The organism is Myxococcus sp. MISCRS1 (genome assembly GCF_026626605.1).
Taxonomy (GTDB): domain Bacteria; phylum Myxococcota; class Myxococcia; order Myxococcales; family Myxococcaceae; genus Myxococcus; species Myxococcus fulvus.
In genome coordinates, this window is sequence record NZ_JAPNKB010000001.1 from 9,184,892 (window position 1) to 9,204,179 (window position 19,288).

15 protein-coding genes are annotated in these 19,288 nt (G+C 69.7%); 9 read left to right on the plus strand and 6 right to left on the minus strand.

The window, feature by feature from the left end:
- Position 1: 1 nt before the first annotated feature.
- Positions 2–307: a hypothetical protein gene (locus OWM54_RS36940; RefSeq protein ID WP_141324330.1), complete on the minus strand. Its 306-nt coding sequence runs from the start codon at positions 305–307 to the stop codon at positions 2–4.
- Positions 308–564: 257 nt separating this feature from the next.
- Here OWM54_RS36940 and OWM54_RS36945 point away from each other — a divergent pair, with 257 nt between their 5' ends.
- The 3 genes from OWM54_RS36945 to OWM54_RS36955 all read left to right on the plus strand — a co-directional run bounded on the left by OWM54_RS36945 (position 565) and on the right by OWM54_RS36955 (position 5,945).
- Positions 565–1,116: a molybdenum cofactor carrier protein gene (locus tag OWM54_RS36945; protein WP_223751643.1), complete on the plus strand. Its 552-nt coding sequence runs from the start codon at positions 565–567 to the stop codon at positions 1,114–1,116.
- 133 nt (positions 1,117–1,249) lie between these two features.
- Positions 1,250–1,651 (plus strand): hypothetical protein, encoded by a 402-nt coding sequence (locus OWM54_RS36950; RefSeq protein WP_046714650.1) that lies wholly within the window; start codon positions 1,250–1,252, stop codon positions 1,649–1,651.
- A 10-nt stretch (positions 1,652–1,661) separates the two neighbouring features.
- On the plus strand, positions 1,662–5,945 hold the full coding sequence (locus OWM54_RS36955) for an AAA family ATPase (RefSeq protein WP_267700422.1): 4,284 nt from the start codon (positions 1,662–1,664) through the stop codon (positions 5,943–5,945).
- Here the strand turns inward: OWM54_RS36955 and OWM54_RS36960 are convergent.
- Complete coding sequence (locus tag OWM54_RS36960; protein WP_267700423.1) at positions 5,930–7,345, minus strand: B12-binding domain-containing radical SAM protein; 1,416 nt, start codon at positions 7,343–7,345, stop codon at positions 5,930–5,932. The genes OWM54_RS36955 and OWM54_RS36960 overlap by 16 nt on opposite strands.
- A 505-nt stretch (positions 7,346–7,850) precedes the next feature.
- Here OWM54_RS36960 and OWM54_RS36965 point away from each other — a divergent pair.
- Entirely contained in the window at positions 7,851–8,387 is a 537-nt protein-coding gene (locus OWM54_RS36965; RefSeq protein ID WP_223751645.1) for a YceI family protein, read from the plus strand.
- Positions 8,388–8,390: 3 nt separating this feature from the next.
- Here the strand turns inward: OWM54_RS36965 and OWM54_RS36970 are convergent, their stop codons facing one another.
- Entirely contained in the window at positions 8,391–9,404 is a 1,014-nt protein-coding gene (locus OWM54_RS36970) for an endonuclease/exonuclease/phosphatase family protein (protein WP_248546084.1), read from the minus strand.
- Between the two features lie 249 nt (positions 9,405–9,653).
- Between OWM54_RS36970 and OWM54_RS36975 the strand changes: the two genes are divergently transcribed.
- The gene (locus tag OWM54_RS36975) at positions 9,654–9,794 is read left to right on the plus strand and encodes a hypothetical protein (RefSeq protein WP_194869107.1); all 141 of its coding nucleotides are present in this window, start codon (positions 9,654–9,656) and stop codon (positions 9,792–9,794) included.
- A 13-nt stretch (positions 9,795–9,807) separates the two neighbouring features.
- Here the strand turns inward: OWM54_RS36975 and OWM54_RS36980 are convergent, their stop codons facing one another.
- On the minus strand, positions 9,808–10,701 hold the full coding sequence (locus OWM54_RS36980; protein WP_267700424.1) for a sulfotransferase domain-containing protein: 894 nt from the start codon (positions 10,699–10,701) through the stop codon (positions 9,808–9,810).
- Positions 10,702–10,787: 86 nt separating this feature from the next.
- Positions 10,788–11,084, minus strand: coding sequence for a hypothetical protein (locus OWM54_RS36985; RefSeq protein ID WP_141324338.1), 297 nt, complete (start codon positions 11,082–11,084; stop codon positions 10,788–10,790).
- A 197-nt stretch (positions 11,085–11,281) separates the two neighbouring features.
- On the opposite strand from OWM54_RS36985, the gene OWM54_RS36990 reads away from it, so the two are divergent.
- From OWM54_RS36990 to eno, 4 genes are read left to right on the plus strand one after another with little or no spacing between them, the layout of a single operon-like run.
- A complete protein-coding gene (locus OWM54_RS36990) occupies positions 11,282–12,718 on the plus strand; it encodes a DUF3375 domain-containing protein (RefSeq protein ID WP_141324339.1) in 1,437 nt (478 codons plus the stop codon).
- A complete protein-coding gene (locus OWM54_RS36995; RefSeq protein WP_223785321.1) occupies positions 12,715–13,329 on the plus strand; it encodes a DUF4194 domain-containing protein in 615 nt (204 codons plus the stop codon). Before OWM54_RS36990 ends, OWM54_RS36995 begins: the two co-directional genes overlap by 4 nt.
- Positions 13,326–16,709 (plus strand): ATP-binding protein, encoded by a 3,384-nt coding sequence (locus OWM54_RS37000; protein ID WP_267700425.1) that lies wholly within the window; start codon positions 13,326–13,328, stop codon positions 16,707–16,709. The genes OWM54_RS36995 and OWM54_RS37000 overlap by 4 nt, the downstream gene beginning before the upstream one ends.
- Before the next feature lie 60 nt (positions 16,710–16,769).
- Positions 16,770–18,053 carry a phosphopyruvate hydratase gene (gene eno, locus OWM54_RS37005; RefSeq protein ID WP_223751653.1) on the plus strand — a complete coding sequence of 428 codons (1,284 nt, stop codon included), beginning with the start codon at positions 16,770–16,772 and terminating at the stop codon, positions 18,051–18,053.
- A 55-nt stretch (positions 18,054–18,108) separates the two neighbouring features.
- Here eno and OWM54_RS37010 read toward each other — a convergent pair whose 3' ends face one another.
- Positions 18,109–19,140, minus strand: coding sequence for a hypothetical protein (locus OWM54_RS37010; protein ID WP_223785319.1), 1,032 nt, complete (start codon positions 19,138–19,140; stop codon positions 18,109–18,111).
- Positions 19,141–19,288 lie beyond the last annotated feature (148 nt).

Sequence of the window (19,288 nt, forward strand, 5' to 3'; positions counted from 1 at the left end):
CTCAGTCGTGCGTGCCGATGTGCTGGTCGCCGTGCCGCTCGCAGACCCAATGGAACGCGCACGAGCACGCCACCGCGCGGGCACTGGAGCAGCACCGCCCACCGAAGTGCTCGGGCAGGGGAAGGGCGTCGTCCTCCGGCGGGTCCGGCAACAACCGCGGCGCGCCACGCCCCGACTCCGCGGGGTACTCGTCACAGCACCCTCGCTCCATGCAGCGCGGGCACAGGGACAGCTCACAGTTGGCGCACCAGTCGAAGATTTCACCGGGGCCACCACGTCGCTCACATCCACCACAGGTGTCGAACACGGCCACCTCCAGGCTTGACGTGAAGCAGGTTACGGAGGGGGTCTGACAGGCCAGGGCGCCTGGGGCGCGGAGTACCCCTGGGCGCGCCGCGTCCTGCAAGCGTCATTTCGGGCTCTGTCGGAGGGTGGATCCTTCCATCGGTGAACGGCGGACGCGGACTCTGTGCCGCACTGAACGGTTGCGCCGGATGCGTGGGACGCACATGGAAGAAGCTGGGGGGCGGGCCGGTCACATCCGCGGGAAGGAGCAAACCAGTCATGAGAAAGGAACGGCGGATCATCGGCGTGTTCGGCTCGGGGCGGCAGGAGCACCTGGAGCGCGTCATCCCGTTGGCGCGGTGGATCGCCGAGGCGGGGTTCGACCTGCTCACCGGCGCGGGCAGCGGCGTCATGCGCGCGGCGGCGGACGCGTTCGTCCAGGTGGTGGGCCGGCGGGGCATCTCCATCGGCATCGTCCCCGGCACGGTGAAGGACGGCGAATACGTCCCGCGCCAGGGCTACCCCAACCCGCGCGTCGAGCTCGCCATCTACACCCACCTGCCCTTGAGCGGTGAGCAGGGGACGGATCCTCTCAGCCGCAACCACATCAACGTCCTCACCCCCCACGCCCTGGTGGCCCTGCCCGGAGGCGCCGGCACCGCGGCCGAGGCCGTGCTGTGCGTCCGCTACGACAAGCCCATCATCCTCTTCGGCTCGCCCGATGAGTTCCGCCGCTTCCCCTCCGGCCTGGAGCGCACCGACTCCCTGGAGCGCGTCGCCGAGTTCCTCCGCGCCGCCGTCCTCGAGCCCGCCCGCCCTCCTGCTCCCTGAGCTTGGAAAGCCAGGAATCCTCGTCTGATTCGAGGGTGCTCGAAGCCGGGTGAAAACCGACTAGGATGGGGAGTCGGGGGCACTGCCGCTCCACGCTGAAGACCGGTTTCCGCGTCGTTCCTCGTGCGTCGACATGATCAGTGCCGAATACCCGCTGGCAAGTTGGTTCCTGGCCGTCTCGACGACGTTCTTCCTGTTGGTGTTCGCCCTGCCGCTCCTCTTGATGCCGCTGCGTTGGTCTCGCTGGTTGGGCTGGGCGCCCATGCAGGGCAACACGGACCTGACGGTGTACTTCGGCCGGTGCCTGGGCGGGGTGGCGCTGGCCATCATCCTCACGGTGATGCGCTACATCCCGGACCCGCGAAGCCAGCCGGCGCTCTTCGAGCTCATCGGCTGGGTGTGCGCGGCCATGGTGGTGGTGCACGCGTGGGGGGCGTTGAGGAAGGCGCAGCCGTTGTCGGAGACGCTGGAGACGTTCCTCTACGCCGGGGTGGGCGTGGCGGCGATGTGGATTCGCTTCAGGACGTTGGGCTGAGGGCGCCAGCATGTCGTCGGCCGACATCGACCTGGTGCTGTCCTCGCTCCGGCCCTACATCCCTGGCGCCCTGATTCGCAGGCTGGAGGACACGGAGGCGCACGCGCTGCCGCCGGTGGAGTCGGTGCGCGGCGCCATCCTGGTGCTGGACATCGCGGGCTTCACGCCCATCGTCGTGCGCCTGAGCGGTGAAGGGCCTCGCGGCATCGACGCGCTCCAGCGCCTCTTGCGCGGCTACTACACGGAGATGATCGACGTCGTGAAGGCGCACGGCGGCGACATCTACCAGTTCGCCGGTGACTCCATCCTCGCCTGCTTCGAGCCCGCCTCCGACGAGGGCGACGCGGAGGCGGTGGCGCGCGCGGCCCGGTGCGCGCTGGACGTGCAGCGAAGGCTCGCTCCTTTCTCCCGGCTGGAGCTGCTGGGGCAGCGCTTCGGTGTGTCCTCGCGCATCGGCATCGGCGTGGGCGAGTCGCACCGCATCGTCCTGGGGACGACGGGCATGTGGATGCACCCGGCGCTCGTCGGCCGGCCGCTGGAGCAGGCGGTGGCCGCCGAGAAGCGGGCCCGGGTGGGCGAGGTGCTGCTGAGCCCCGAGGCCTGGGCGCTCCTGCCGGACCTGGCGCGCGTGGGCGAGGAGTGCGACGGCGCCTACCGCCTGGAGCCCTCGGTGCCGCTGGAGGCGCGGCCTCCGCCGGTGTTCGACGCGCCGGGCGGCGAGGAGCTGGTGGGCCGCTGCGCGCTCCTGCTCCACCCGGTGCTCTTCACGCGCATCACCACCGCGCACCAGGAGCTGGGCGGTGACTTCCGCGACCTCACCTGCTTCTTCCTGCGCTTCAAGACGGACCACGGGCCGTCCGAGGTGGAGGCCTTCACCCGCGAGCTGAACGCCTTCTACGAGTACGTCCAGCGCGAGAGCGCGCACCACGGCGGCGTGCTCCTGATGACGGACTTCACGGACAAGGGCAACGTGCTCTACGTCCTGTTCGGCGCGCCCACCGCCCAGCAGAACAAGGAGGTGCTGGCCAGCCGGCTCGCGTGCAAGCTGGTGCGCGAGCGCGAGGCCTACCCCTACGTGCGCGAGCTGCAGATCGGCATCGCCACGGGGCACGCGTACTTCGGCGACATGGGCTCGCCCTGGCGCAAGGGCTACTCGGCGTTGGGCGAGGTGGTGAACCTGGCCGCGCGGCTGATGACGTATGCGGACGGGGTGGGCATCCACATCGACGCGCAGACGGAGCGCAAGCTGCAGCAGGGCGGCTTCGCCACGGAGTTCGTCGAGGACGCCACGCTCAAGGGCGTCACCCGCGCGGTGCCCATCTTCCGGCTCAAGGGCGAGGTGCGCCGCAGCCTCTTCGTGAAGGGCCGGGGCGGCATCGTCGGCCGGCGGCGCGAGCTGGGGCAGCTGCAGGCCGCGGTGGAGGAGTCGCTCCAGGGCGCGGGGCGCCTGTGCGTGGTGTCCGGCGAGGCGGGCATCGGCAAGTCGCGCCTGGGCGCCCGGGTGGTGGAGGAGGCCGAGTCGCGCGGCGCGCGCAGCCTGTACGGCATCTGCTACTCGTACGAGATGTTCACGCCCTTCTTCCCCTGGAAGGAGGTGCTCGTGCAGCTGTTCGGCCTGCACGAGGGCGATGACGTGGACGCGCAGCTGCTCCGGGTGCGGCAGGGGCTCGACAGCCTGGAGGACGTGGGGCCGGAGTGGACGCCGGTGATGGCGCACATCCTGGGCCTGAGCGTGGCGGAGGACGCGGCCACCTCGGGGCTGGACGCGCGCCACAAGAACCAGAAGGTCTTCCACATCATCTTCCAGCTCCTGGAGAAGCACGCGCGCAAGACGCCGCTCCTGCTCTTCTTCGAGGACCTGCACTGGGCGGACAACATCTCCGTCGACCTCATCGAGTACGTCGCCGCCCGGCTCGCGCCCCTGCGCCTGACGCTGCTGGTGACGATGCGGCCCGGAGAGCAGCTGCGCGGCCTGGAGCACCTGCCGTACCTGCGCAAGCTCGACGTCTCCAGCCTGGATGACGAGGACACGCGGGCGCTCTTGCGCGTGCACCTGCGCATGGAGCCGCCGGACACCGCGCTGGAGGACCTGCTGCTCTCCAAGGTGCAGGGCAACCCGTTCTTCGCGGAGTCCATCGTCCAGGGCATGGTGGAGGGCGGCTACCTGGGGCCGGTGTCGCCGGGCGCGGCGCGGCGCGAGCTCAAGCGCGGCCTGCAGACGCTGGTGCTGCCGGACTCCATCCAGGACGTGGTGCTCGGGCGCATCGACCTGCTCAGCGAGACGGAGAAGCTGGTGGTGAAGGTCGCGTCCGTCATCGGCCGCATCTTCACGCTGGACGCCGTGGCGGCGCTGGCCCCCGGCTCGGTGCCTCGCCAGCGCATCCGCGAGGCCATCGACACGCTGACGCACCTGGGGCTCATCCTCCTGGAGGTGGAGGAGCCCTTCACGTGCATCTTCAAGCACATCGTCATCCGCGACGCCGCGTACAACACGCTGATGGTGTCCTCGCGCGAGGACCTGCACCGGCGCTTGGCGCTCTTCCTGGAGGCGCGCGCGGGGGAGAACACCGCGCCGTCCGCGGGCATCCTGGCGTTCCACTTCCTCGCCGGGAACGACGAGGTGAAGGGCCTGGAGTACACGCTGATGGCGGCGCGCGGCGCTCGCTCGCAGTACGCGAACGACGACGCCGTCCACCACTACAACAAGGCCATCGAGATCCTCGCCATCACCCAGGCGTTGGACCCGGACGAGGTGCTGCTCAAGACGCGCCGGGTGATGCAGGAGCTGGCGGAGACGCTCTTGCAGGCGGGCAACTACGCGGGCGCCATCCACATGTTCGAGCAGTGCCTGGCGGACGAGGACCAGGACCCGCGCCGCGCGGAGCTGCACCTGGGCCTGGGCCGCGCCCACCAGGAGAAGGGCGAGTCCAAGCGCGCCATCCAGGAGCTGGAGCGCGCCATGGACTTGATGGGGCGTCCCATGCCGCGCAACCTGTTCTCACTGGCGCTGCGCACGCTCCTGGCCTTCGGGCTGCACCTGCTCTACGGCCTGTTCCCCTTCCTCGCCCGGCCGCTGGGGCCTCGGCTGCCGCTGTACCTCAAGCAGCTGTCCACGCTCGTCTCGCTCATCAAGATCTACTACTTCAAGGACCTGGCGAAGCTCACGTGGGCGACCATGGTGGCCACCATCATGGCGGAGCGCTCGAAGGGGGAGCGGGGGCTGAGCCTCGCGAGCAGCTACTACGGCTCGCTGCTGTTCGGCTCGGGCTTCCTCGGGTTGTCGAAACGCTGGTGCCAGCGGGCGCTGAGCTACGCGCGGCGGGCGAGGGACCCTTCGGCGGAGGGCATCGCGCTGTCGCGCCTGGCCACGCTGTCCATCTTCAGCAACAAGCAGGCGGAGGCCACGCAGTACGCCGAGCAGTCCATGGCGCTCTTGCGCCAGGTGCGCGACATGTGGGAGGTGCAGACGGGGCTGATGATGCTGGGCTCCAGCCAGTTCCTCGCCTCGCGGTTCGAGGGCGCGGAGGCCGCGTACGTCGAGATGGGGAAGATGGGCGAGGAGCTGCACGCGCTCATGCACCAGGGCTGGGCGCACTCGTGGGTGCCCATGTGCCGCTACCTGCGCGGCGAGGGCGAGGTGGGCGAGCTGTGCGCGGAGCTGGAGCAGGGGCTGCGCATCAGCATCGAGGTGCAGGACCTGGCCAACCAGTGCGCCAGCCTCAACCACCTGGTCAACGTGACGGTGCGCGAGCACCAGGTGGAGGAGGCGGGGCTGATGGCGGTGCGCGCGGACGAGGCGCTGTGGCGCTACCACGTGCTCGTGCCGTTCCTCCAGATTGGCCTCGTGGACGCGGCCGAGGGTGCGCTGTTCGCGCTGGAGCAGGGGGCGCAGGCGGTGCCGCGCCAGACGCTGTGGGCCATCGTCCGCCGGTGTCTGTTCAAGGCGCGGCTGCTCGCGTGGCGCTATCCGTACATGAAGGGCCCGGCCTTGCGCGTGTCGGCCCGCGCGCTGGCGCTGAAGAAGGGCGGCAAGGCGGCCGAGCCGCTGTTCCTGCGCGCCATCAAGACGCTGGAGGACACGCCGAACCGGTGGGAGACGGGCGTGGCGTACCACGACGCGGCGGTGGCGCTGCCGCACCGGCGCGCCGAGTTCCTGGCCCGGGCGCGCGCCATCTTCGAGTCCATTGGCGCGAAGGCGGAGCTGCGCCGGCTGGACCGGCTGGAGGCCGAACTGGGGATGGCGCCCGTGGTGGAGGCGTCACCCCCGGCGGGCGGGCGTCAGGTGAGCTGCTGAGGCTTCAGGCCCAGCGCCGCCATCTGCCGCGTGTCCCAGTCCTCGAGTGCGTCGAGCCCCGCGATGTAGCGCCGGGCGGGGTTCTTCAGCGGGTTGCGGATGCTGAGGATTTCGGGGCCGGAGAAGGTGATGACCTGCTTGTAGCGGGGCAGGTTGCTCAAGGTCAGCTTGGACCAGTAGTGCCTCGCGATGTTGGGCAGGCTGCCCAGCTGGCCGCAGAGCCGGTGGAAGTGCTCGATGACCTCGGAGGGGTGCAGGTTCTTCGGCCGGTGGCAGAGGGTGTAGCCGTCGTAGTCGCGGCTGACGGTGCCCGGCAGCAGGCGGTTCTCGGCCTGGAGCTCGCGGAAGAAGGGCGTCTCCGGATAGGGGCAGACGATGCCGAGGAAGGTGACGGAGAAGTAGCCCAGGTCCGAGAGGTACATGGGCAGCTTCTCCAGGTACTCGTTGGTGTCGCCGTCGGAGCCGACGATGAGGCCGAAGGACAGGAGGATTCCGGAGGAGAAGACGCGGCGGATGACGGCGTCCACTTCGGAGAGCGTGTTCTGGCCCTTGTTCATCGCCTTGATGGACTCGGGGTTGAGGGACTCCAGGCCGGTGTAGACGTAGCGGCAGCCGGCCTTGGCCATCAGCTTGACCAGCGACTCGTCCTTGAGGACGTTGAAGGTGAGGGCGCAGCCCCAGGTCTTCTTCAGGGGGATGAGCGCCTCGCACAGCTCGCGCAGGTACTTGGGGGAGCCGCCCAGGTTGTTGTCGAGGAAGATGAAGGCGTCCTTCATCAATCCCAGGTAGTTGGGGTTCCAGCGCATGCGTGTCTGGATTTCGTCGAGGACCTGGGCGACGGGGCGGTAGCGGTAGCGCTCGTGGCCGGTGAGGACGCAGAAGTTGCAGCGGAACGGGCAGCCGCGGGACGCCTCGATGCCGGGCAGGCGGACCTTGTTGTGCTCGAAGTCGATGAGCTCGTAGCGATACGGGCGGATGGCGGTGGGGCCCGAGGAGGGCAGGGCGTAGCGCTTCTGGAGCCGGCCCTGCTCGAAGTCCGCGATGAGCGCGGGGACGTTGGACTCCGGCTCGCCGGTGATGACGGCGTCGAAGTGCGCCTGTGCGTCATCGGGGAAGTGATTGGCGTGCCGGCCTCCCGCGACGGTGGTGATGCCCCGTTGACGGAAGAGCGTGGAGAGCACCTTGGTGTGCTCGTAGTAGGAGTGCAGGTACGAGAAGAAGACCAGGTCCCAGTGACGGTCCATGGGGAGGTCCACCTCCTTCTCGTTGAAGATCTCCACCTCGGCATGCTCCGGGCACAGGCCGGCGATGAGCTCCGGCACGGCCGACTGCATGATGGAGGGTTCCTTGATGCGCAGACGGGTGGGGTGCGTGTACGTGGAGATGACGGCGATCCGCATGCGGGACTGTGGCTCCTGGAAGAAGCGGACGCGCGTGAGGAGCCGCCAGCCGGCGGTCGGGTCTCCCCCTCACGAGACCGTGTTTCCAGAATCCCTCCGGGAAGGCGGCTTGGCAAAATGCCAGCGCCGTTCTCCGGGTGTTTCATGACGCCGCCGGGGTGTCCGAGTGGACGGGCCTTGCTTGGCTTTACGGTCGCTCTTACCGCGGGACTCGCGGCAGTGGGCACGCGGCACGTCTCTCGGAGAGACACGGGCTGCTTCGCGCCTTCGGTTGCCCGGAGGTTGCTACCTTAGGACCGTTAGTAGGGCTTGGTTGCGTGTCGGACCCGTACGGCCAGACACCCCGGCGACGAAGATTCTCACCGCCTGTGCTCGTGGTGACGCGCGGTGGACGACTCCTCGGCGCGGGGCCTGACAGCGGCTGTGATTGGCGTAGGATGGCTGTGTCGGCCGTGACCCGCTCACCCGACACTCCCCCTCGATTCGCACCGACGAGCTCCCCCTCATGCCCGTGACCTCCTGGAACATCGACCCCGCACATTCCACCGTGCTCTTCATCGCCCGCCACATGGTGGTGGCGCGCGTGCACGGCCGCTTCGAGCGCATCTCCGGCTCGCTGCGCGTGGACCCCGAGCAGCCCACGCGGGGCGAGGTCGAAGTCTCCGCGGACACGGCCAGCATCTACACGGGCGCGCCGGAGCGCGACGCGCACCTGCGCTCGCCGGACTTCCTCGACGCGGAGGCCGCGCCGAAGCTCACCTTCCGCAGCACCCACGTGGAGCCCACCGGCGGCGCCAGCTTCCGCCTGTCCGGCGAGCTGTCCATCCGCAACGTCACCCAGCCCGTCGTCTTCGAGGCGCGCCACACCGCCACGTCGAAGGACCCGTGGGGCAGCACGCGCCTCATCTACACGGCGCGCGCCACCATCAACCGCTCCGACTACGGCATCCGCTGGAACAAGACGCTCGACAACGGCGGGTGGCTCGTCGGCGAGAAGGTCGACATCGAGCTCGACATCCAGGCCATCCCCGCCGCGAGCTGAGCGTCAGGGCCCCGGCATGAAGTCGGCCTTCACGGCGGCGTGGTCCGAGCCGCCGTAGCCGCTGCCGTCCCGGACCGCGCGGAACGAGCCCGGCACGTACGTGCCGGCCGCGTTGTTGGCCACGAACAGGTGGTCGATGGCCTGCTTGCGACCGGAGTAGTTGTACGTCCACGTCTGGTCGTCCGGCCGGTCCTTCGCCACGCGCTTGAGCATCCCGTCCTGCTCCAGCGCGTCGATGGGCGCCGAGCCCGGCGTGTCGTTGAGGTCCCCGCCCATCACCACCAGCGAGCGGGGCGCGCGCGCCGCCGCCTGCGTGACGATGTCCCGGGCGGCGCTGGCCTCCGCGTAACGGCGGCCCGGGTCATCGTTCGACTTCGCCTTGAAGTGCGCCGCGAAGACGATGACCTCCTTGCCGTTCACGTCCAGGTGCACCTCCAGGAACTCGCGAGCGAAGCGCGTGGACGAGCCGTCCGGCCGCGTCAGCGCGCGGTGCCGGTGCGTGACGACCGAGGTGATGGGGAACGCGGAGAGCACCCCCACGTCCACACTGGCCGGCTCGTGAATCTCACCCAGCACCGCGTGCGGGAACTCCGGCAGCCGCGCCTGGAGCGCGTCCAGCCCCGCCTGCGTCTCCACCTCCGCCAGCAGCACCACGTCCGCGTCCAGCAGCCCGATGGCGCCGGAGAGCCGGGCCACCTGCGCGTCGAACTCGTCGCGCGTGGGCAGCTCCTCGTACTCCGTGCCCCCACACCGACCCGAGTCGCAGACGGTGTCGAACAGGCGATGGACGTTGTACGCCGCGATGCGCACGCTGCCCTCGGGGCGGATGGCCTCCCCGTCGCCGTTGCCGCACGGCCCCGAGGGGCACTCGGCCCCCGGGAGGTCCGGAGGCGGGCGCCCGTCACAACCGAGCAGCCCGACGAACAGTCCCCACACCAGCCGCGCGCGGAGGAAGGAAGGACCCAACGCCCCGACGAACGCCAGGGGCCGTGCACCGCGAGTGGACAGGTGGGGCATGCGGCCGTGCACACTACCACCGCGCGCCCGCGCGGACGTTGTCCGTGCACGATTGCACTCGTGACGCGAGCTGCTAGTTTGCCGCGTCACGCGAGGTGTTCCAGGAAACCGCGTGCCTGCCCGGTCTCCAGGGCAGCGGGCTCACGGGGCGGCTCGGGTCACGAAGCGGCGCGGGGTGGAACGGGACCTCCGCCGTGTGCGGACCGGGGCTCGAGACGTCAGGTTGTGGAAGTGGAAGGAGGCGAGGACATGGTCTGGGAAATCCTCATCGGCGCGGCGGTGATGACGCTCGTCACGGTGCTCTTCACGGGGCCGGGAATGTGGAGCTCCACGTGGGGCTGGAAGAACAACAAGCAGAAGGGCAAGGAGCCGTCCAAGCCGGACGTGTAGGCGACCGCCCGCGTCAGGGCCCGGTGCCCGGCATGCCCAGGCGCTGACGGGCCGAAGCCACCCGCGCGTCCAGCTCGGCGCGCTGCGCCTCGTCGAGCATCGCGCGTCCCTGACCCACGCCGCCCTGGTGGATGAACGTGCCCCGCGCCAGCGCCGCGGCCCGGGGGCCCAGGTTGTCGAAGCGCTGGGTGTGCTGCTTCATGTAGGCGATGCCGCAGCGCTCCAGGATGTCGCCCATCCGGGACTCATCGATGGGCAGCCCGCAGAAGGCGGCCACGCGCCGCACGCCCCCCTCCAGGTCCTGGACCAGGTCCTCGTAGCGCACGTGGAGCACGTTGGGGTCCGCGCGGTGCGGCCACCAGGACTCCAGATGCGTGAGCCACGGGTCGTCCAGGTCCATCACCACGCGGAAGAAGCGGTTGAAGTCGAGCGGCGTGTCCTCCACCAGGTAGTGGTGGTGGTAGAGCGACTTGAGCGAGTCGGCCGCGTTGCGCGTTACGTACAGGATGCGGCTGTCCCGGGGCGGCTTGAGCTGCGAGTAGGGCAGGTGCGTCTTGATGATGCGCGGCGACGGCAGCCCGTCCAGCAGCGCCTCCGCCTTCGCGTCGCGGACCAGCTGCTCCAGGAAGGGCGAGACCTGGTTGATGTGCTCGAACTCACCGCGCCCCTGCGTGACGAGCTGGTAGACGATCATCTGCATCCACGTCGTCCCCGCCTTGGGGCTGGTGGCGATGTAGATGTCGCCCGGCCTGGGCTTGAGCCACGTGTGGCGCAGGCGCACCCAGCGCAGCCGCTCGGCGGCGCCGGCGAGCACTCCGGACAATCGGGTCAGCCCGATGATGGTCTGACGCAGCAGGAAGCGAAGCCACGGACGGCGAGGGCGCGCGGAGGGAGCGAGGGCCGACATGCGTCGGCCACTATGCCCAATCGCGCGGAGACAACCAATGCTGGAAACGCGTGGAAATCTGGAGTCTGCCCTGTCCTGGCGAAAGGCTATTCGCAGACGCCCGGACAGTCCGCGCCACCCGCGCCCGGAGTGCAGGAGTCGGTGGGGTCGTCGACGCAGCGCGCATCTTCGCCGGAGGCCACGCAGCCTCCCAGGAAGCCGCCGCAGCACTCGCGATAGCCCGCGGGGATGTCGCAGCTGGACGCGTAGGACGTGCAGTCGCCCGTCGGCGAGCGCGCGAAGACGGTGCGCTCGACGCACGGCTCCCGCTTCACGTCGTCCGAACCACACGCGCCCCACAGCAGCGCGCCCAGCAGCCAGCCTGTCGTCGCGAGCTTGTTCATGGTCGCCATCCTGCCAGCCTGGCGCGCCACGTGTCCGGTGAATGCGTGGCGTCTGTCATCGCGCCGACTGCGGCCCGTGCGCGCACGTCGGTGCCCGAGTGGGCAGCCAACCAGGCAGGGCATCCAGGCGCCCTCAATCCAGCCATCCCGTGACGTCACCCGGGCATGTCAGAGGTGGGGTGTATGGATGATGCGTCATGGACTTCACGACGCTCGAGACCTTGCGTCTGAAACACCCCGGCTGGCGGTTGCTCGTCGCGGACCACGCGCCGCTCATCGTCGGCTTCCTGCACCGGGTGTTCGTCGCATCCAACGCACGCGCCATCGCCCAGCGGGAGCTGGTGCTGCGGCTGGAGGACCACCTGCACGCCCTGCGCGAGCAGCGGGGCGCGGCCGCGTTCCCGCGCTCGGCGAGCGCCTATCTCGATGAGTGGGCGGCCGACGGCACCGGCTGGCTGCGCAAGTTCTATCCACCGGAGATGGACGAGCCGCACTTCGATTTGACGCCCGCGGCGGAGCGCGCCATCCGGTGGCTCGTCCAGCTCACCGAGCAGCCCTTCGTGGGGACCGAGTCGCGGCTGCTCACCGTCTTCCACCTGCTCCAGGAGATGACCGAGGGCACCGAGGTGGACCCGAAGGCGCGGCTCGCGGAGCTGGAGAAGCGCAAGGCGGAGCTCGAGGAGGAGATAGCCCGCGTGCGCGAGGGCCATCTGGAGTTGATGGACGAGTCCGCGCTCAAGGACCGCTTCCAGCAGATGTCCGACACGGCGCGCGGCCTGATGTCCGACTTCCGCGCGCTGGAGGATGGCTTCCACGCGCTGGACCGTCGGGTGCGCGAGCGCATCGCCACGTGGGAGGGGACGCGTGGCGAGCTGTTGGAGACGGTGCTGGGGGAGCGGGACGCCATCAACGGCTCGGACCAGGGGCGCAGCTTCCGCGCGTTCTGGGACTTCCTCATGTCGCCCGAGCGCAAGGAGGCGCTCACCCGCAACCTGGAGCGGGTGCTGTCGCATCCGGCGATTCAATCCCTCCAGCCGGACGCGCGCCTGCCGCGCATCCACTTCGACTGGCTGGAGGCCGGCGAGCACACCCAGCGCACCGTGGCGCGACTGTCCGGACAGCTGCGCCGCTTCCTGGATGACCGTGTGTGGTTGGAGAACCGCCGCATCCTCCAGGTGCTGCGCGGCATCGAACGCAACGCGCTGGCGGTGCGCGCGCGGCCTCCGGGCGAGGGCTTCATGTCGTTGGAGGAGCTGGCGCCCACGCTCGAGCTCCCGCTGGAGCGGCCCCTGTATGGCCCGCCCGCCCGCGCGCGGATGGCGGACGAGGAGGTGAAGGAGGCGACCGACGACGTGCCGTCGGAGGCGCTGTTCAACCTCGCGTTCATCGACAAGGCGCGGCTGCGGCTCAACGTGCGTGAGGCGCTGCAGGCGCGCGAGCAGGTCTCGCTCGCGGAGCTGGTGCGCGAGCATCCGCTCCAGCACGGGCTGGCCGAGCTCGTCACGTACCTGAGCCTCGCGTCGGAGGACCGGAAGGCCTCGGTCGACGACGCGCGCACGCAGGACCTCTTCTGGACCGATGCGAGCGGCGCCACCCGCCGCGCCTCCCTTCCCCTGGTGCTCTTCGTCCGATGATGACCCCCGCGATTCGTACCGCCGATGCCGCCGACACCCTGTCCGTCGTGCTCGTCTCGCTCCTGAAGGGCGCGGTGTACCGCGACGAGCACGCGGGGGTGTGGCAGGCCCTGCTCCAGCTCCAGCCGAAGGTGCGCGAGCAATTGGCCGTGCTGGGCTTGAAGCTCGTGCTCGACGAGCCGGAGGGCTACGCGTTCCTGCGCCAGCGCTCGGAGTCGGAGGGCGGCGTGGAGCTGCCCCGGCTCGTGGCGAGAAGGCAGCTGGGCTACGGGCTGAGCCTGTTGCTCGCGCTGCTGCGCAAGAAGCTGGCGGACGTGGACGCGGCGGCGGGGGGCACGCGGCTGGTGCTGCGGCGCCACGAGGTGCACGAGCTGGTGCGGCTGTTCCTCCCGGAGGGCACCAACGAGGTGCGCTGGGCGGAGCGCGTGAACCAGGACCTGGAGCGCGCGGTGGGCATGGGCTTCGTGCGCCGGCTGGGCGAGGAGGAGGACACCTTCGAGGTGCGTCGCATCCTCAAGGCGTTCATCGACGCGCAGTGGTTGGAGGACTTCGAACGGCGGCTGGAGGCGTACCGCGTCCGGCTCGTCGAGGAACAAGGAGGCACGGAATGACCACGGTGCGAACCCTCACCCAGGCGGACCTGCTGGACATCGGCGCGCCCAACGAGCGCGCGGGGTTCCGGCTCCACCGCTTCGAGGTCTACAACTGGGGCACCTTCCACCAGCACGTCTGGCATCTGGACCTGCATGGGGAGAGCGGGCTGCTCACGGGAGACATCGGCTCGGGCAAGTCGACGCTGGTGGACGGGCTGGTGACGCTCTTCGTCCCGCCGCAGAAGCTGGCCTACAACAAGGCGGCGGGCGCGGAGGCAAAGGAGCGCAACCTGCGCTCGTACGTGCGCGGCCAGTACAAGTCCGAGCGCGGCGACGCGGGGCAGGTCGCGCGGCCCGTCTACCTGCGTGACGCGCCGACGTACTCGGTGCTGCTGGCGCACTTCCACAACGAGGGCTACGGGCAGGACGTCACGCTCGTGCAGGTGATGTGGATGCGGGAGCCGGAGGGCCAGCCGGTGCGGCTCTATGTCGTGGCGGACGGGAAGCTCTCCATCGCCGAGCACTTCTCGCGCATCGGCTCGGACCTGAACGCGCTGAAGAAGCGCCTCAAGTCGCTCGCGCGCGAGGTGCATGAGACCTTCCCGCCGTATCAGGCCGCGTTCCGCCGGCGCTTCGGCCTGGAGAACGAGCAGGCGCTGGAGCTGTTCCTCCAGACGGTGTCGATGAAGTCGGTGGGCAACCTGACGGACTTCGTGCGCCACCACATGCTGCCGCCCTTCGACGTGGAGACGCGGCTGTCGGCGCTCATCGGCCACTTCGACGATTTGCACCGCGCGCACGAGGCCGTGCTCCAGGCGAAGCGGCGGGTGAGCCGGCTGGAGCCGCTGGTGGCGGACCACGAGCGCCACGCGGTCCTGGCGCGGGAGCTCGAAGCGCTCCGGCTGTGTCGGGAGGCGCTCCGACCCTGGTTCTCCGAGCAGAAGGCGCGGCTGTTCGAGGAGCGGCTGGCCAGCGTGCGCGACGAGCGCGAGAAGCTGCGCGCGGAGGCGGAAGCGCTTCGCGAGCAGCGCGAGCGGCAGGGCACGGAGCGCGACGGGCTGCGGCAGGCCATCTCCGCCAACGGGGGAGACCGGCTGGAGACGGAGAAGGCGGAGCTGACCCAGCGGCGCCGCGAGCGGGACGAGCGCGCGCTGAAGTCGGACCGCTACGCGCGGATGGCCCAGTCGGTGGGGTTGCCCGCGGCCACGGACCTGGACCTCTTCCTGTCCAACACCCGCGCCATCCAGCTCCAGCGCGAGGCGGCGGCGCGCGAGCTGGCCGAGGTGCAGGAGTCGCGCACCGAGCTGGGCATGGCGCTGCGCGATTTGAAGAAGTCGCACGAGGCCGTGGCCGTGGAGCTGGAGTCGCTGCGCCGTCAGCGCTCGAACATCCCCGCGCGCTTCCTCCACCTGCGCGCCCGGCTGTGCGCGGACCTGGGGCTGTCCGAGGAGGCGCTCCCGTTCGCCGGTGAGCTGCTGCGCGTGCGTGACGAGGCGGGCGATTGGACGGGCGCCATCGAGCGCGTGCTGTACTCGCTGGGCACCTCGCTGCTGGTGGCGGACGCGGACCATCCCCGCGTGAGCCAGTGGGTGGAGCGCACCCACTTGAACGAGCGGCTGGTCTACTACCGCGTCCGTGAGGACGGGCTCGCGAGGCCCCAGGAGCCTCGCCCCGATTCGCTCCCGGGCAAGCTGCTCATCAAGCCCGGCTCGCACATGGGCGGATGGCTCTCGGCGCAGCTCGCGCGGCAGTTCGACTACACCTGCTGCGACACGCCGGAGCAGTTCCAGCGCGCGCGTCAGGCCCTGTCCCGCTCGGGGCAGGTGAAGACGGGCGGCGAGCGACACCTGAAGGACGACCGGCGGCGCATCGATGACCGCTCGCAGTGGGTGCTCGGCTGGACGAACGACTCCAAGCGCCAGTCGCTGGAGTCGGAGGGCAAGGCCCTGGAGACGCGCCTCCAGGCGGCCTCGGCGAAGTGGGAGGCCCAGGAGCAGCGCCACGCGCGGCTGAGTCAGCGGGCCGAGCAACTGGGGCAGCTCGCGGTGTTCGACAACTTCCGGGAGCTGGACTGGCGCTCGGTGGCCAGCGACATCCAGCGCCGGGAGGCGCGGCTGGGCGAGCTGGAGGGCGAGTCCGACGTGCTGCGGGGCTTCGAGCGTCAGCTCGCCGCCATCGAGAAGGAGCTGGCGGCGACGGACACCGCGCTGAAGGCGGTGGAGAAGCGTCAGGGACGGCAGGAGGAGAAGGAGGAGGCGGCGCGGCGGACGCTGGCGTCGTGTCAGCGCACGGCGAGCGAGACCCCCGAGTCCATCCGGGCCTGCTTCCCGCGCGTGGCCGAGCTGTGCGCGGAGGGGCAGGGCGAGCTCCTGCTGGAAGCGGAGGCGTGCGACGAGCGCGAGCGTCAGGTGCGCGAGCGTCTCCAGTCGCGCATCGACGGCGAGGCGCGCAAGCTGGAGCGGGTGCGCGACGCGCTGTTGTCCGCGATGCAGGCCTACCGCGCGGAGTTCCCGGTGGAGACGCAGGAGCTGGGCGCGAGCCTGGAGGCGGCCGGGGAGTACGTGGCGCTGCTCCATTCGCTGCGCGCGGACGACCTGCCTCGCTTCGAGGAGCGCTTCAAGCGCCTGCTCAACGAGAACACCATCCGTGAGGTGGCCAACTTCCAGGCGCAGCTGCACCGGGAGCGGCACGGCATCCGCGAGCGGGTGGACACCATCAACCGCTCGCTGAGGGCCATCGACTACAACCCGGACCGCTACATCGTCCTGGAGCTGTCGCCCACCCAGGACGCGGACATCCGCGAGTTCCAGCAGGACCTGCGCGCCTGCATCGAGGGCACGCTCGGCGGCGCGGAGGAGGACGCCTACTCCGAGCAGAAGTTCCTGGACGTCAAGCGCATCATCGAGCGCTTCCGGGGCCGTGAAGGCTCCGCGGACGCGGACGCGAAGTGGACCGGGCGCGTCACGGACGTGCGCAACTGGTTCAGCTTCTCCGCCTCCGAGCGCTGGCGCGCGGACGACCAGGAGCACGAGCACTACGCGGACTCGGGCGGCAAGTCGGGCGGACAGAAGGAGAAGCTCGCGTACACGGTGCTGGCCGCGAGCCTCGCCTACCAGTTCGGTCTGCAGTGGGGCGAGACGCGCTCGCGCTCGTTCCGCTTCGTGGTCATCGACGAGGCGTTCGGCCGGGGCTCGGACGAGTCCGCGGCGTACGGCCTGGAGCTGTTCCGCCGGCTGGACCTGCAGCTGCTCATCGTGACGCCGCTGCAGAAGCTTCGCGTCATCGAGCCGTACGTGGCCAGCGTGGGCTACGTGCACAACGAGGAGGGACGTCGCTCCCGCGTGCGCAACCTCTCCATCGAGCAGTACCACGCGGAGCGCGAGGCCCGGAGCGCCTGAGGCGGACGCTCGGGGCCCTGTCTCCTTGACGCACTGGGGACCCTTCGCTACGAAGGCGCGATGACTACAATCGTCGGTGTCGTAGGCCGTGAGATAATCGACAGTCGCGGCAATCCCACTGTCGAAGTCGACGTCATCCTGGAGAACGGCATCCGCGGTCGCGCCGCCGTTCCCTCCGGCGCCTCCGTCGGTACGCACGAGGCCGTGGAGCTGCGGGATGGCGACAAGCGCCGCTACCTCGGCAAGGGCGTGCAGAAGGCCGTCGCGGCGGTGAACAACGAGCTGTTCAAGGCGGTCCGCGGCCTCAACGCGGAGTCGCAGCTCGAAATCGACGAGACGATGATTGCGCTCGACGGCACGCCCAACAAGGGCAAGCTGGGGGCGAACGCCATCCTCGGCGTGTCGCTGGCCGTGGCCAAGGCCGCCGCCGCCGCGCGCGGGCTGCCGCTCTACCGCTACGTGGGCGGCGTCTCCGCCAGCCTCCTGCCCGTGCCGATGATGAACATCATCAACGGCGGCGCGCACGCGGACAACGCCATCGACTTCCAGGAGTTCATGATCATGCCCGTCGGCGCGAAGTCGCTCGCCGAGGCGGTGCGCATGGGCGCCGAGGTCTTCCACACGCTGAAGAAGGGCCTGTCGGAAGCGGGCTTCGGCACCAACGTCGGTGACGAGGGCGGCTTCGCCCCCAACCTGACGTCCGCCGAGGCCGCGCTGGACTTCATCATGAAGTCCATCGAGAAGGCCGGCTACAAGCCGAACGAGGACATCGCCCTGGCGCTCGACTGCGCCGCCAGCGAGTTCTACAAGGACGGCGTCTACGACTACGAGGGTGAGGGCAAGAAGCGCTCCGTGGAAGAGCACGTGAAGTACCTGGAGAGCCTGGTGGCGAAGTACCCCATCGTCTCCATCGAGGACGGCCTGGCCGAGGACGACATGGCCGGCTGGAAGCTGCTCACGGACCGCATCGGCTCGAAGGTGCAGATTGTCGGCGACGACCTGTTCGTCACCAACGTCAAGCGCCTGTCGGACGGCATCAAGAACGGCATCGCCAACTCCATCCTGGTGAAGGTCAACCAGATTGGCACGCTGTCGGAGGTCATGGCCGCGGTGGAGATGGCGCACAAGGCGGGCTACACGGCCGTCATGTCGCACCGCTCCGGTGAGACGGAGGACGCGACCATCGCGGACCTGGCTGTCGCCACCAACTGCGGGCAGATCAAGACCGGCTCGCTGTCGCGAGCGGACCGCACCGCCAAGTACAACCAGCTCATCCGCATCGAGCAGGAGCTGGGCAAGCAGGCCCGCTACGGCGGCCGCTCCGTGCTGCGCGTTCGCGGCTGAGCCCGACGCCAGGGGCCGCGGGGCGAAAGCCCTCGCGGCCCTCCTGGCCCGGGCCTCACGCGGCGAGCCCCAGGTTTCGCCGCACCGCCGGCTGCCTCACCTTCCAGATGAGGCTGTCGACGATGTAGTGGTGGAAGTTGAGCGTCTGCACGATGAGCAGGCTGGCCGCTGGAATCCACGACAGTCCGCGCAGGATGAACGTGTAGAGCAGCGCGGACAGCGCCACGCACACCACCAGGTACTGGAGCATCCGCCGGCTCTGGCTCAGCGTGGACAGGAAGCGGTGCTCGGGGCTGACCTGCTCCTTGAAGCGCCGGTTGTGGAACAGCCAGACGATGAGGATGTACTGGGCGTTGTGCCACACGTTGAGGCCCAGCCAGCCCGTCTCCAGGCTCGGGATGACGAAGTAGCCCACGGCGAACATGCCCGCGTGTGTGGCCAGGTAGAGCGTCTGGGCGGGGCTGCCCGCGCCCGAGCGCAGCGCCCGCGCCTGGAGCACCGCCCACGCCGCGAAGGCCACCAGCGCGCACGCCGCCGCCGCCCACGCCGCCTCCCAGGGCACCGGCAGCATCCGCACCTCCAGCTTGAGGAAGGTGGTGGAGCCCTGCGCGGAGCGGTAGAGCAGCCCCGCGAGCGGCAGCAGGTAGAGCATCCACGCGGTGGCGGGGTTCTCCGCCGCCGGCCGCTTCGAGGCGCGGTCCAGGATGCGGCTGACGCCGTAGCTCTGCCTGAGGTAGTGCCACCCCTGCCAGTAGAAGTAGATGGACATCAGCGGCCAGACGCCGCCCGCCTGGTACACGGCGAACGTCGCCGCGAAGACGAGCCCCGGCAGCACCCACAGATGGAAGCGGTGCTGACGCCGGCTCTCCGCGTCGAACCCCAGCCGCGTGAAGGTCGACACCACGTGGTGGTAGCCGAGCAGCCACACGTCCACCATCAACAGCACGGGGAACAGCGACGGCCGCGCCAGCGCCGCCAATGAGAACGCGAGCCCCAGGCCCGCCGTTCCGAGGATGAAGAAGAGGTCGAACCTGGGATTGCGAACCCAACCCCAGGACAGCGTCGCGGCGTCCGTTCGTGTGCTCACGGCTCGCGATGATAGGGCTTGTTCGTAGTTCATGTAAAACGTGCAATGTCGGCAAGTGTGGTCATGGGCAATCAGGGATGATTATTCTTCTGGGCGCGTAAAGAGATGTCGGAATGTTTTGATTGTCTTCTCAGGTGACACGGATTGA